Here is a 13563-nt window from a genome sequence, read left to right on the forward strand (position 1 = left end):
CGATCTAGGCATCTGCGCTGTGCCGGTACGCCGCCCACATCTCGTGCATGCGCTCGGCCTGTCCCCGCGTGAACTCCGACATGCACCGGTCGTGGGCGTAGTCCATGAAGTTGCGCGTGGGGTCGTGCCCCGGCTCCGCGCAGGTGTCCTTCTGCACCGGGCACGCCTCGGTCGGTTTGGCCTCGGCCGGGGTGTCGTCGATGCCGTCGCCGGGCTCCTCGCAGCCGTTCTCGAACGTGTGGAACAGGCCGAGCCAGTGCCCGATCTCGTGCACGCCGGTGAGGCCCCGGTTGTAGTCGGTCATCGGACCGCCGGGCAGGCTGCGCCAGTCGATCACGACGCCGTCGAGCCGGGGAGCGTCCGCGTACCAGTAGGGGTAGCTGGCGAAGCCCAGCATCATCTCGCTGAGCTGGGCGATGTAGAGGTTGAGCGTGCCGGCCCCGCCCCTGTGCAACGCGGTCTTCATGGCCCGCTCGTGCCCGACCGGGTCGGCGAACCAGGAGCCGTTCTCCTGGACGGAGATGCCGTCGAGCCGGAAGCGCACGCCGGTGTCCACGCCGCCGAAGGCACCGCCGTACGCGGAGTTGAGCACCGCGATCTGGCTCTTGATCGCCTGCTCGGAGACCGGCCGGCCGCCTCGGGTGATGACGTGCACGCGGGTGGGCACGGTGATCGTGCCGGGCGGTGTGATCCCGGACAGCCGCCGCCCGAGTTCGGCCATGACCTTGGCCACGTCCTGGGGTCGGGGCGAGCGCGGCCCCGGCGTGCTCCGGTGCGGGCTCCGGGCGCAGGCGGCGGCCCAGGCGGCGTCGAGCCGGAGCGGTGGCGCGATCCCCACTGTGAGCAGGCATGCCAACGAGACGGCGGTCACGCGCCGGGCCATGCGATCCCCCATGACGGTATGAGCTGGTCTGGGTACTGACCGTAGCCCTACCTGGGGAGATTACCTCTGAGCAACACTCACTGCTTGTTGTCGCCCTGGTCGCCGCCACCCACGGGCAGACCTTCGTAGATCTCCTTGCACTCCGGGCAGACGGGATATTTCTTGGGGTCACGACTGGGGACCCAGATCTTGCCGCACAGCGCGCGGATGGGGGTGCCCGTGACCATGCTCTCGGTGATCTTGTGCTTGTCCGCGTAGTGCGCGAACCGCTCGTGATCACCGTCGCCGTGCGACGTCTGCGGCGTGGTCTTCTGCTCTGGGAGGATCTTCGTGCTCACCCCATCGATTTTATGCCCGCCCGGACAGCGGTACGGCCCCCGCCGCGCGGCGGGGGCCGTACACACACGCCGGAGGCTCAGCCCACGTGGACCGGCGCGTTCTCGGTCTTGCGGCCCGCCTTCACGAACAGGGTCAGGGCCGCGGTCAGCACCGCGATGCCGGTGCTCACCAGGAAGGCCACGTGCATGCCGTCCATGAAGGAGTTGTGCACGGCGTCGACGACCGCCTGCGGCAGCCCGGGCGGCGCCGCGCCGAACGCGGCAGCCTTCTCCAGCCCCGCCAGCTGGGCGGCCGGGATGGCCTGGGCCGCCGGGCCGAGGTGGCCGGGCAGCGTGCTGGAGATCTCGGCGGCCATCACGGCGCCCAGGATCGCGGTGCCGAGAGCGCCGCCGACCTGCATGGCCGACTGCTGCACACCGCCGGCGACCCCGCTCATCTCCACCGGGGCGTTGCCCACGATGATCTCGGTGGCGCCCACGAAGACCGGCGAGAGGCCGAAGGCCAGCAGCAGGAACGGGATGCCGCTCTCGATGAACGACGCGTCGATGCTGAGCTGGGACATGAGGAACATGGAGAGTGCGGTGATCAGCAGACCGGCCGCCATCGTGATCTTCGGGCCCAGCTTGCCGATCGCCATGCCCGCCAGCGGCGAGGCGAAGATCATGCCGGCGCTCATCGGCAGCATGCGCAGGCCGGCCTCCAGCGGGGACAGGCCGTGCACGCCCTGGAAGAAGAAGCCCAGGAAGAACATCGCGCCGAACATCGCGAACGCGACCATCATCATGAGCACGGTGCCGATGGAGATCGAAAGGTTCCTGAACAGCGAGAGCGGGACCAGCGGTTGCCTGTTCATCTTCTGGGCCTTGCTCTGCCAGAAGATGAAGGCGGCGATGAGCACCGCGAACACGGCCACGAAGGTCAGGGTCGTGCTGTCGCCCCAGCCCCAGTCGGGCGCCTTGATGATCGTCCAGACGAGGGAGAACATCGCACCGGACAGCAGCAGGACGCCGAGCCAGTCGATCCGCGCCAGCGTCTGCGCGCGAGTGTCCTTGATCAGGAAGATGCCCATGACCAGGGCGACGAGGCCGACGGGCGCGTTGATGAAGAAGACGGTCTCCCAGCTCGCGTTCTCGACCAGCAGGCCGCCCACGATCGGGCCGGCGGCGCTGGACAGGCCGATGATGGCGCCCCAGGCCCCCATCGCCTGGTTCAGCTTCTCACCGGGGAACGCGCTGCGCAGCAGCGCCAGCGCGGCGGGCTGGAGCAACGCGCCGAACAGGCCCTGCAGCACCCGCAGCCCGATCAGCGCGCCGACCGGCGTGACGCCGGGAATGATGTCGGCCAGCTCGGCGCTGAGTCCGATGCCCACCGAGGAGAGGGCGAAGCCGGCCACGCCGATCAGGAAGACGCGCTTGTGACCGAACAGGTCGCCCAGCTTGCCCGCGGTGATCAGGAAGACCGCCAGAGCCAGGAGGTAGCCGCTGGTCACCCACTGCAGGTCGGACAGGGACGCCTTGAGGTCATGCTGAATCGACGGGTTCGCGATGCCCACGACCGTGCCGTCGAGCATCACCATGATGACGCCCAGGCTGACCGCCAGCAGCACGAGCCACGGATTGCCCCCGGTCCCCGTCTTCGCAGGGCCGGGCGAGGACGGTACGTCAACCGCCTTCGCTTGAGCCATGAAGTCCCCCTCAATACGCAATACGCCCAGGACACGGGCATAGATCTCGTAAGCCTCAGGTAATGTATGTCAGTCCATGACAGATGACAACTGACTTTTAATAGGCACCAGGTGACTTATGGCACACTGTGACAGAAAGATGTCGAGGGAGTGACCACGGTGGGTCTACGGGAACGCAAGAAGGAGAAGACGCGCCTGGCGATCCTTGACGCGGCGCTCGACCTTTTCCTCGAACAAGGATACGAGTCGACCACGGTGGAGCAGATCTCAGGGGTCGTCGACGTCTCCCCTCGCACCTTCTTCCGTTATTTCACCAGCAAGGATGATCTGGTGCTGTGGTTCCACGACCATGGCGAGGAGATCATGCTGGACACCCTCGCGTCCCGCCCGGAGGACGAGTCCCCGTTCACCGCCCTCATGTACGCGCTGCGCGCGGTGTTGAGCGATATGGAGGACTCAACGCCGGAGGAGTCCGGGAGGTTCCTCAAGCTGCGCCGAATCCTGGACGAGAATCCGCGTCTGATCGGCCAGTCGGTGGCCAGGGGCGCGGAGACCGAGCGCCGGCTGGCCGAGCTTGTGGCCGCGCGCCGGGGCGCCGACCCCGACAACGACCAGCTCTCGCACCTCATCGTGGCGTTCGCCATGTGTACGCTGCGGGTCGGCTTCGAGTGCCCGCGCCGCGACGGGACCCTGCCGGAGGTCACCAGCCGCATGGCGGAGACCATCGCACTGGCCGAACGCTCACTCCGGCCGGGCTGGGACCGCTAGTTCATCGTCGGGTCGTCCGGACACGTGGCCACGAACGCCAACTCGCCGCGCTGCCGGCGCAGCACGTGCCGCCAGAGCGAGCCGGGGTCCGCGTGGAACGTGTCGCCGGCCTCGGAGTCGACGATGTACCAGGCGCCCTCGGCGATCTCGCTCTCCAGTTGCCCCGACGACCAGCCCGCGTACCCCGCGAAGATGCGCATCTGCGCGATCTCGCCCTGCAGGATCTCCGGCGGGGCGTCCAGGTCCACCGTGCCGAGCCGGGATACGGCAGGGGTGCCGGCATGCAGTCTGCGCCAGCCGAGCGGCTCCTCGCCGCTCGGGACCGCAGCCAGCGCGAGCGCGCTGTCGGTCTGCACCGGCCCGCCCTCGAAGAGCACCGACGGCCCGGTCACCAGCGGGTCCCACACAGGGAGCACCTGTGTCACCGAGATGTCGCTCGGCCTGTTGAGCACCACGCCAAGAGTCCCGCCGTCGTGGTCGTGTTCGAGAACCAGCACGACGCTACGCCGAAAGTTGGGGTCGTCGAGAAGCGGCGTCGCCACCAACAAACCGCCGACGTAGATCGCTTCCGCCATACATCCATGATGGACGGTCGAGGGGGGTTCGCGCTCCCCCAGTGGGCTCATGTTACCTTTCATATTCGTCTGAGCACTTTGGGTAGTGGAAATCACGCCTGCCGATTCGGACGGGTGGCAGCGACGCTGCGCAACCAGACCCGTCAGGCCGTCCGCGGTCCCTAGGGGATGAACGCCCCGGCCCGGGCGGCGGCCAACGTGCGCCGCACCGATTGCTCGGCGACCTCGGGCGTCACCGGCTCCCGCGTGACCACGAGGCGGTAGTAGAGCGGGGCCGAGACCGCCCGGATCACCTCCATGGCGTCTGTCCCCCTGGGCAGCTCCCCCCGCTTGACGGCCAGCTCGACGGAGCCGGCCCACTCCTCGACGCGGCGCCGATAGAAGGCCCGCAGGGCGTTGGCCGCCTGCTCGTCGCAGGTGGCCGCGGCGATCATCGCCTGGAACGTGGCCCCGAGCCGCCCGTCGTTGACCGCCTCACACACGGCCAGGGCGTTGGCACGCAGGTCCCCCTCGATCGAGCCGGTGTCGGAGTGCGGCGAGGACTGGTCGGCCAGCTCGGTCATGAGGTCGGTGACCAGGCCCGCCGGGCTCCCCCAGCGCCGGTAGACCGTGGTCTTGCCGACACCCGCCGCGGCGGCCACCTGATCCATGGTGAGACCGTGGAAGCCGTGCTCGACCAGCTCGTCCTGCGTGGCCTGGAGCACGGCCGCGCGTACCCGCGCTGTGCGGCCGCCGGGCCGCACGGTTCCCGCCACGCGGGAAAGTTGTTCCATCAAATCTCCTCAACGCACTACGGCATGCCCAACTAACGGGATGACTATCCCTTTAAGCTCCACGGTGTGGGCGGCGCGGGCTGTTCCTGGGCTCGAGTTGCCGACCGCTTCGTTCGCGAGGTCCGGGCGCTGTGGCTGGAGGAAGCGTTGCCGCCGGCGCAATTGTAAAGCCGGCGGGCCCCGGGACAGCGATGTGGCGACAGCGTTCGGCAATACCGAACTCAACTGCGCTAGGGTTCCGATTGTGGGAGAGACGATTCAGTCGGTCGAGCGGGCCGCCGCCATCCTGCGACTGCTCGCCTCCGGCCCCCGGCAGCTCGGGGTGGCCGAGCTGGCCAGGGCGCTGGGCCTGCCGAAGGGGACGCTGCACGGCATCCTGCGCACGCTGGTCCGCGTCGGGTTCGTCGAGCAGGACCAGGCCACGGGCAAGTACCGCCTCGGCGCCACGCTCCTCCACCTGGGCAGCAGCTACCTCGACGTCAACGAGCTACGCACCCGCGCCATCAACTGGGCCGACGCGCTGGCGGGGCGCAGCAGGGAGAGCGCCTGGATCGGCACCCTGCACGAGGGCCACGTGCTGGTGATCCATCACGTCTTCCGGCCCGACGACAGCATGCAGACGCTGCAGGTGGGCACGTACCTGCCGACACACGCCAGCGCGCTGGGCAAGGTCCTGCTGGCCTGGGACCCGTACGGCGAGGCCATCGCGCGGCCGCTGCAGCCCCACACCAAGAAGACGATCGTCGATCCCGGACATCTCGAGGCGGAGCTCGAGCTTGTCAGGACGCGCGGCTGGGCGGCCGAGATGGAGGAGCTGACCGAGGGCGAGGTGGCCATCGCCGCGCCCATCAAGGACTCGCGCGGCATCGTGGTGGGCGCCATAGGAATCCGCGGCGCGGTCGAGCGGCTGGCGCCGGAAGGACACCTGCACATGGAGTTCGTCTCCTACGTGCGGGACGCGGCCCGCACGATCACGCGCGACCTGGCCCGCTGATGAAAAGAGTTGAACGCCCCCGCGCGACCGAATAATATTTCTCATGTTGTTCGACATTGTCGAACCTGAACCTTGCGAGGAACCCCAGTGCCTCGACCGCACTACGTCGCAGCCATCGACCAGGGCACCACGTCCAGCCGGTGCATCGTCTTCGACCAGGCCGGCAACATCATCTCCGTCGCCCAGCGCGAGCACCGCCAGATCTTCCCCAAGCCGGGCTGGGTGGAGCACGACGCGGAGGAGATCTGGCAGGCCGTGCGGGGTGTGCTGGCCGAAGCCACGGGTGAGCTCGACATCGCCGCGCTCGGCATCACCAACCAGCGGGAGACCACCGTGCTGTGGGACCGGGCGACCGGCCGGCCCGTGTGCCCGGCGATCGTCTGGCAGGACACCCGCACGGCGCCGCTGACGCACGCGCTGGCCGAGCACGAGGGGCTGTTCAAGGAGAAGGCCGGGCTGCCGCTGGCGACCTACTTCTCCGGGCCGAAGATCCGCTGGCTGCTGGACGAGCACCCAGGGCTGCGGGAGCGGGCCGAGCGCGGCGAGGTGCTGTTCGGCACGATGGACAGCTGGCTGCTGTGGAACCTCACCGGCCGCCACGTCACCGACGTCACCAACGCCAGCCGCACGATGCTGATGAACATCCACACGCTGGCCTGGGACGACGAGCTGCTGGCGGCGCTGGGCGTGCCGCGCGCGATGCTGCCGGAGATCCGCCCGTCCGCCGAGGTCTACGGGCGCACGCCGGACGGGATCCCGGTGGCCTCGGCGCTCGGTGACCAGCAGGCGGCGCTGTTCGGGCAGACCTGCTTCGCGCCCGGCGAGACCAAGAGCACCTACGGCTCCGGCAGCTTCCTGCTGATGAACACCGGCCACGAGCCCGTCGTCTCCAAGCACGGCCTGCTGACCACGGTCGGCTACCAGATCGGCGAGACACCGGCCACGTACGCGCTGGAGGGCGCGATCGCGGTCACCGGCTCCCTGGTGCAGTGGCTGCGCGACAACCTCGGCCTGATCTCCAGCGCGGCAGAGATCGAGACGCTGGCCAAGACCGTCGACGACAACGGCGGCTGCTACTTCGTGCCGGCGTTCTCGGGCCTGTTCGCACCGCACTGGCGCTCGGACGCGCGCGGCGTGATCGCGGGGCTGACGGGGTTCGTCACCAAGGGGCACATCGCGCGGGCCGTGCTGGAGGCCACCGCCTGGCAGACGCGCGAGGTCGTGGACGCGATGAACGCCGATTCGGGCCTCGACCTGACCACGCTGCGCGCCGACGGCGGCATGACCGCGAACAACCTGCTCATGCAGACGCTCGCGAACGTGCTCGCGGTGCCCGTGATCCGGCCCATGGTGTCGGAGACCACGGCCCTTGGGGCCGCGTACGCCGCGGGCCTGGCGACCGGCTACTGGCCGGACATCGACAGCCTGCGCGCCAACTGGCACAAGGCCGCCGAATGGCGCCCGGCGATCGACGAGACCGCGCGCGAGCGTGAGTACCGCAACTGGAAGAAGGCCGTGGCCCGCACACTCGACTGGGTGGAGCAATAGATGGAAACCGCGATGGGGACATACCGTGCGGAGATCCGGGAGGAGCTGTCCAGCGCCGCCTTCGACCTGCTCGTGATCGGCGGCGGCATTCTGGGCACGTCCGTGACCTGGATGGCGGCGCAGGCCGGGCTGCGGGTGGCGATGGTGGACGCGGGCGACTTCGCCGGCGCCACCTCCAGCGCCTCGTCCAAGCTCGTCCACGGGGGCCTGCGCTACCTGCAGACCGGCAACGTCAAGCTGGTCGCCGAGAACCACCGCGAGCGCCGCGCGCTGGCCGCCGACATCGCTCCCCACCTGGTCAAGCCGCTGACGTTCCTGGTGCCGATCTACAAGGGCGGGCCGCACGGGGCCGCCAAGCTGGGCGCCGGGGTGTTCCTGTACTCGGCGCTGTCGGTGTTCGGCGACGGCATGGGCAAAGTGATCACCCCGCACCAGGCCATGGCCAGGGTGCCGGCCCTGCGCGGCGAGGGCCTGCGGGCCGCCGCCGTCTACGGCGATCACCAGATGAACGACAGCCGCGTCGCGGTCATGACCGTGCGGGCCGCGGTGGACGCGGGCGCGATCGTGCTCAACCACGCCGAAGTCGTCGGCCTGCGCACGACCGGCGGCACCGTGGCGGGCACCGTGACCGGGGCCGAGCTGCGCGACCGGCTCGACGGGACCGAGTTCGGCGTGTCCGCCCGCCTGGTCCTGAACGCCACCGGGCCGTGGGTGGACCACCTGCGGCGGATGGAGGACCCGGACGCGGCCCCGAGCATCCGGCTCTCCAAGGGCGCGCACCTGGTCCTGCGCCGGCACGAGCCATGGAAGGCGGCGCTGACCACGCCGATCGACAAATACCGCGTGTCGTTCGCCATCCCGTGGGAGGACCACCTGCTGCTGGGCACGACGGACGAGGCGTACGAGGGCGACCCGGCCGAGGTGCGTCCCACCGAGGGCGACATCGCGCAGATCCTGGACGAGGCGGGGCATTCCGTACGCGACTCGCAGCTCAGGCGCGAGGACATCACCTACGCCTTCGCGGGGCTGCGCGTGCTGCCCGGAGGCCCCGGCGACGTGGCGGCGGCCAAGCGGGAGACCGTGCTGACCAGGGGAAAGGGCGGCATGTTGTCGGTGGCGGGCGGCAAGTGGACGACGTACCGGCACATCGGCCGGCACGTCTTCGACATGCTCTCCCGCCTGCCCGGCCGGCCGCTGGGTGACGACCTGGCCGACATCCTGCCCGCCGTGCCCCTACCGGGTCTGGCCAGTCCGGACGCGGTGGCCATGCGGCTGTGGACCGACCGGGAGCGGAGCGCCCGCATGGACCCGCTGGTGGCGCGGCACCTGGCCACGCACTACGGGTCGATCGCGTTCGACCTGGCCAGGCTCATCCGCGAGGTCCCGGCGCTGGGCGAACGCATCCACCCGGACGGGCCCGACATCTGGGCCCAGGCGGTCTACGCGCGCGACCATGAGTGGGCGGCCACGGTGGACGACGTCGTACGCCGCCGCACCACGCTCACGGTCCGGGGCCTCGACACGCCCGAGGTGCGCGCCAGGATCACGGAGCTGCTCGGTGGCTAGACCCCGTACCTGACCACCGCATCGTCCTAGGGGATCGACGCCGCGCGACCGGCCCTCTGCCTCACGCCATGCACGCCGCCGCGGCGGAGTGGAGAGCGGCCGCTGCGGGGACGCTGAGTAGTTCGGCGAGATCGGTGGTCAATCCGCCTGTCGGGGAAGAAGGGAGTCATGCGCACTCCCATGAACGAAGCCCTGATCCGCCACTTCCGCGACCTGCGTGACGGCGTCCACGGCCGGGCCGTCTCCCGGGAGGACAAGGAGCGCCTGTTCGTCATGGCGGTCGAGCTGCTCGACCCCGTGGCACGGCAGGTGCTGGACGAGTTCAACGCCGACCTGCTGCTCGGCACCGGCGAGGTGGTGGCCAGCGGGGTCACCCGGTCCAAGGAGGGCGGGCTCAACGCCATGTGGTCGCTGACGTGGGCGGAGCAGCGCGCGAGCCACGTGCAGCCGATCGCGGTCGTCGCCCACTACGGCGTCGGCTTCCACCACCCGCACCTGCGAGGGAACACGGTCGGGGACTGGCCGATGAACGTCTTCGACGCGGCGGACGCGCGGGCGCAACTCGACATCCTGCGGGTGATCGCCGGCGGCGACGCCCACAACCTGGTCTTCCAGGAAAGCTACCGCCTGATGCCCGCCATCACCCAGTCGGCGGACACGACCCGATAAGGCCCACCGACCCGGGGCGAAAGCGTCCTCCGCAGACGCCACGGCCCACTCCGCACGTACGGGTGACGCGGACCTTCAGGCGCGGGCCGGCAGCGGCCGCGGTTGGCGTGCCCTTGGCCCCCGCCGTAACGAAAAATACCCGGCGGCAACGGACGAACGCATCGCCGCCGCCACGAGGGGGCGCGCTACGCCTCGGTGAAGCCGCGGGCGCGCCCGCCGGCCGATTCGCGCACCGCCGCCGCGACGGCGCTCGCCACGTCCGGGTGGAACACGCTCGGGATGATGTAGTTGGGCCCCAGCTCCTCCGGCGAGACGACGGCGGCCAGGGCGCCCGCCGCGGCCAGCAGCATCTCCTGGGTCACCCCGACGGCCTGCGCGTCCAGCAGTCCACGGAACACCCCCGGGAAGGCCAGCACGTTGTTGATCTGGTTGGGGTAGTCGGAGCGTCCGGTGGCCACCACGGCGGCGTGCTCCCGCGCGTCGTCCGGCGACACCTCGGGCTCCGGGTTGGCCAGCGCGAACACCACCGCGTCCGTGGCCATCGTGGCGATGTCGTCCCCCGTCAGGATGCCCGGCGCGGACACCCCCACGAAGACGTCGGCACCCTTGATCGCCCCTCGCAGATCCCCGGCGTAGCCCTCGGCGTTGGTGTGGTCGGCGATCCAGCGCAGCGACTCGTCGAGGTCGTCGCGGCCCTTGTGCACGGCCCCCAGGTAGTCGCAGACGATCACGTTGCGCGCCCCGGACGCGAGCAGCAGCCGCAGCACGGCGTTTCCGGCCGCCCCCGCGCCCGCCATGGTGATCTTGACGCTCTCGATGCCCTTGTTCACCACCCGCAGCGCGTTGGTCAGCGCCGCCAGCACGCAGATCGCGGTCCCGTGCTGGTCGTCGTGGAAGACGGGGATGTCGAGCAGCTCACGCAGCCGCCGCTCCACCTCGAAGCAGCGCGGGGCGCCGATGTCCTCCAGGTTGATCCCGCCGAACCCGGGCGCGATCACCTGCACGGTGCGCACGATCTCGTCCACGTCCTGCGTGTCCAGGCAGATCGGCCAGGCGTCGATGCCCGCGAACCGTTTGAACAGCGCCGCCTTGCCCTCCATGACAGGCAGCGCCGCCTCGGGGCCGATGTTGCCGAGCCCCAGCACGGCCGAGCCGTCGGTGACGACGGCGACCGAGTTGCGCTTGATCGTCAGACGCCGGGCGTCCTCCTTGTTGCGCGCGATCGCCATCGACACGCGCGCCACGCCCGGGGTGTACGCCATCGAGAGCTCGTCGCGGTTGCGCAGCGGCACCTTCGACTTCATCTCGATCTTGCCGCCGAGGTGCATGAGGAACGTGCGGTCCGACACCTTGTGGATGACGACGCCCTCGACGGCCTCAAGCTGGTCGACGATGGCCTGCGCGTGGTCGGTGTCCCGGGAGGCGCACGTGACGTCGATGCGGATCTTCTCGTGACCGGCGTTGGTGACGTCGAGGGCGGTCACCACGCCTCCAGCCGACTCGACGGCATGGGTGAGCTGGCTGACGGCCTTGCCGCCTGCGGGCACCTCGAGCCGCACGGTGATGGAGTAGGACACACTCGGGACGGTCGCCACGTCAATCGCTCCTTCGGGACTGACCAAGAAGTCCTCCCATGTTAGGGGGCGTCAGGTCAATCCAATGCCTCGGCCGCGGTCACGATGATATCGACGCAGGCAGAGACGGGAATCGTGGTGCTGTCGACGACCAGATGATATTGGCACGGATCCGCCGGATCCGTGCGGTAGAAGGTGCGCCAATAGGCCATCCTGGCGCGGTCGTTGTCGTCGATGATCCGGCGGGCCTCGCGCTCGCTCATCTCGCCCAGCGTGGCCGTCTGCCGGATCCGGCGCTTGACCGGGGCGTCGAGCCTGACGTGCAGCGCGCCGGGATGGTCGGCGAGGACCACGGCGCCGGCCCGGCCCAGGAAGACGCCGCCCTGAATGCGGGCGGTCTCCTTCATCATGCGCTCGGTACGCCGGACGAACTCCTCGGCCGCGAGGGGCATCGCGCCCGGGACGTACATGTCCACGCCCCCGAACGTGACGGTCGGCAGCCGCATCGCCCCTGACAGCAGCCTGCCGAGGCCGTGCTCGGCGCGGTCGTCGTGCGCCAGCGCCTCCTCGAGCGTGCAACCGAGCTCCTGGGCGACGGCGCTGGGGATGGCGCGGTCGACGAACGGCACGCCGAGCCGCTCGGCCACGGCCGGGCCGATCTGGCCGCCGGCCGTGCCGTATGTCGCCGATATGGTGACGACCTGCATAGAGCCAGGTTAGAACAGTGCGCTCGCCAAAGCTCTACGTGCTTTCGCCAAAGATGGGTCGTCGGCGGGCAATGCGTCGAACAGGCCGAGCAAATGACGCCTGGCCTTGTCGCGCTCGTCGCCGGAGGTGCGCTTGACCACCGCGATGATGCGGTCGAACGCCTCGTCGATCGCGCCGGAAAGCATCTCCAGGTCGGCGGCGAGCAGCTGCGCGTCGATGTCGGCCGGATCCTGCAGGCGCCGCTGGATGTCGGCGGGGTCGGTGCCCTCCGTGCGCTTGATCAGCTGGACGCCGGCGAGGCCCATCTTGGCGTCCTCGTTGCCGGGCACGCGGGCCAGCAGCCGCTGGTAGGCCTCGGCCGCCGCGTCGAGGTCGCCGCGCTCGACGGCCTGCTCGGCGGCCGCCATGTCGGGGTCGGCGGGCGGGCCGGCGGGCTCCTGCTCGTCGCCGTCGGCCGGGGGCCGGGCGTCGGGGTTGGCCTGGTAGAACTGCTCGACCGCGGCCATCAGCTCGTCGAGCCAGCGCCGCACCTCCTGCTCGGGCAGGACCTGCTGGAAGCCGGTGACGGCCTGTCCTTGGAAGATCGCCAGAACGGTGGGCACGGCCTGCACGCGCAGCGCCTGGGCGATCTGCGGGCTGGCGTCGACGTTGACCCTGGCCAGGACCGCCCGGCCGCCCATGTCGCCGACGACCTTCTCCAGCACCGGGCTCAGCTGGGCGCTGCCCGGCGCCCGGGGAGACCAGAGGTCGAGGACGACCGGCACCCCCATGGAGCGGTCGACGACGTCGGTCGTGAACGTCTCCTCGGTCACGTCGACGACCGAGGCCGACGCGGCCGCCTGGGGACCTGCCGCCTCCCGCCGGGTCTGCGCCTCCAGAGCCTGCTTGCGCGCGCCCAGGTCTATCGCTCCGTAGAGCGACCCGGGCTTAGAGAAGTCCGCCATGCTCCTCATCTTGCCGCATCGGAGGGACCTCGAAGTCACCGGCCGCGACGCGGAGCGTGCGCAACTGGTCGAACATCTGGTGAAGTTCGTCCTCGGCGTACATGCCCAGGCCGAAATCGGCGGCCATCAGATCGCCGGTGGCCCGCCGCACGACGGCTCTCCCCGCGTCGGTGATCTCGGCCAGGACGCCGCGACCGTCGCGCGGGTTGGGGAGCCGTCGCACGTATCCGGACTTCTCCAGCCGGTCCACCGTGTTGGTGACGCTGGTGGGGTGGACCATGAGGCGTTCGCCGATCTTCGACAGCGGGAGCGCGCCGGTCTTGCTGAAGGTCAGCAGGACCAGCGCCTCGTACCTGGCGAAGGTCAAGTCATATGGCTTCAGGAGCGAGTCAAGTTGCGACAGCAGGATCTGATGCGCTCTCATGATCGAGGTCACGGCCGCCATGGCGGCGGAGGGCCCGAAGTGGGCGCGCCAGCTCTCCGCGGCGCGGTCGATGGGGTCGAACGGCAGATTGAGAGGCTTCGGCTGCGACACAGC

Annotated in this window: 14 protein-coding genes; 5 read left to right on the forward strand and 9 right to left on the reverse strand. The window is 70.0% G+C overall.

Features of this window, described 5'->3' with window-relative positions; genetic code table 11:
- Nucleotides 1-4: 4 nt before the first annotated feature.
- The 3 genes from ACIBX3_RS01070 to ACIBX3_RS01080 form a co-directional block, all read right to left on the reverse strand.
- Nucleotides 5-883, reverse strand: a complete 879-nt coding sequence (locus tag ACIBX3_RS01070; protein ID WP_397111770.1) for a zinc metalloprotease — start codon at nucleotides 881-883, stop codon at nucleotides 5-7.
- Nucleotides 884-960: 77 nt separating this feature from the next.
- Nucleotides 961-1221, reverse strand: coding sequence for a DUF3039 domain-containing protein (locus tag ACIBX3_RS01075; protein ID WP_305918338.1), 261 nt, complete (start codon nucleotides 1219-1221; stop codon nucleotides 961-963).
- Nucleotides 1222-1298: 77 nt separating this feature from the next.
- Nucleotides 1299-2906, reverse strand: coding sequence for an MFS transporter (locus tag ACIBX3_RS01080; protein ID WP_397111772.1), 1608 nt, complete (start codon nucleotides 2904-2906; stop codon nucleotides 1299-1301).
- Between the two features lie 159 nt (nucleotides 2907-3065).
- Between ACIBX3_RS01080 and ACIBX3_RS01085 the strand changes: the two genes are divergently transcribed.
- On the forward strand, nucleotides 3066-3674 hold the full coding sequence (locus tag ACIBX3_RS01085; protein ID WP_397111774.1) for a TetR/AcrR family transcriptional regulator: 609 nt from the start codon (nucleotides 3066-3068) through the stop codon (nucleotides 3672-3674).
- Here the strand turns inward: ACIBX3_RS01085 and ACIBX3_RS01090 are convergent.
- Nucleotides 3671-4249 (reverse strand): YqgE/AlgH family protein, encoded by a 579-nt coding sequence (locus ACIBX3_RS01090; RefSeq protein WP_397111776.1) that lies wholly within the window; start codon nucleotides 4247-4249, stop codon nucleotides 3671-3673. The two genes, ACIBX3_RS01085 and ACIBX3_RS01090, sit on opposite strands and share 4 nt — an antisense overlap.
- A gap of 161 nt (nucleotides 4250-4410) precedes the next feature.
- The gene (locus ACIBX3_RS01095; protein WP_397111778.1) at nucleotides 4411-5022 is read right to left on the reverse strand and encodes a TetR/AcrR family transcriptional regulator; all 612 of its coding nucleotides are present in this window, start codon (nucleotides 5020-5022) and stop codon (nucleotides 4411-4413) included.
- Nucleotides 5023-5266: 244 nt separating this feature from the next.
- Between ACIBX3_RS01095 and ACIBX3_RS01100 the strand changes: the two genes are divergently transcribed.
- The 4 genes from ACIBX3_RS01100 to ACIBX3_RS01115 all read left to right on the forward strand — a co-directional run bounded on the left by ACIBX3_RS01100 (nucleotide 5267) and on the right by ACIBX3_RS01115 (nucleotide 9799).
- Nucleotides 5267-6016, forward strand: a complete 750-nt coding sequence (locus ACIBX3_RS01100; protein WP_397111780.1) for an IclR family transcriptional regulator — start codon at nucleotides 5267-5269, stop codon at nucleotides 6014-6016.
- Nucleotides 6017-6103: 87 nt separating this feature from the next.
- A complete protein-coding gene (glpK, locus tag ACIBX3_RS01105) occupies nucleotides 6104-7564 on the forward strand; it encodes a glycerol kinase GlpK (RefSeq protein ID WP_397111782.1) in 1461 nt (486 codons plus the stop codon).
- Nucleotides 7565-7576: 12 nt separating this feature from the next.
- A complete protein-coding gene (locus ACIBX3_RS01110) occupies nucleotides 7577-9130 on the forward strand; it encodes an FAD-dependent oxidoreductase (protein WP_397111784.1) in 1554 nt (517 codons plus the stop codon).
- A gap of 168 nt (nucleotides 9131-9298) precedes the next feature.
- Nucleotides 9299-9799, forward strand: coding sequence for a hypothetical protein (locus ACIBX3_RS01115; RefSeq protein ID WP_397111786.1), 501 nt, complete (start codon nucleotides 9299-9301; stop codon nucleotides 9797-9799).
- A 185-nt stretch (nucleotides 9800-9984) separates the two neighbouring features.
- Here ACIBX3_RS01115 and ACIBX3_RS01120 read toward each other — a convergent pair whose 3' ends face one another.
- Genes ACIBX3_RS01120 through ACIBX3_RS01135 form a run of 4 tightly spaced genes read right to left on the reverse strand, consistent with a single transcriptional unit; the run spans nucleotide 9985 to nucleotide 13560 of the window.
- Nucleotides 9985-11394 carry an NAD-dependent malic enzyme gene (locus ACIBX3_RS01120; protein ID WP_397111788.1) on the reverse strand — a complete coding sequence of 470 codons (1410 nt, stop codon included), beginning with the start codon at nucleotides 11392-11394 and terminating at the stop codon, nucleotides 9985-9987.
- A 56-nt stretch (nucleotides 11395-11450) separates the two neighbouring features.
- Nucleotides 11451-12080, reverse strand: a complete 630-nt coding sequence (locus ACIBX3_RS01125) for an AAA family ATPase (protein WP_397111790.1) — start codon at nucleotides 12078-12080, stop codon at nucleotides 11451-11453.
- Between the two features lie 9 nt (nucleotides 12081-12089).
- On the reverse strand, nucleotides 12090-13025 hold the full coding sequence (locus tag ACIBX3_RS01130; RefSeq protein WP_397111791.1) for a co-chaperone YbbN: 936 nt from the start codon (nucleotides 13023-13025) through the stop codon (nucleotides 12090-12092).
- A complete protein-coding gene (locus tag ACIBX3_RS01135) occupies nucleotides 13009-13560 on the reverse strand; it encodes a MarR family winged helix-turn-helix transcriptional regulator (protein ID WP_397111793.1) in 552 nt (183 codons plus the stop codon). The genes ACIBX3_RS01130 and ACIBX3_RS01135 overlap by 17 nt, the downstream gene beginning before the upstream one ends.
- Between the last annotated feature and the right edge of the window lie 3 nt (nucleotides 13561-13563).

The organism is Nonomuraea sp. NPDC049480 (genome assembly GCF_044465905.1).
GTDB lineage: Bacteria > Actinomycetota > Actinomycetes > Streptosporangiales > Streptosporangiaceae > Nonomuraea.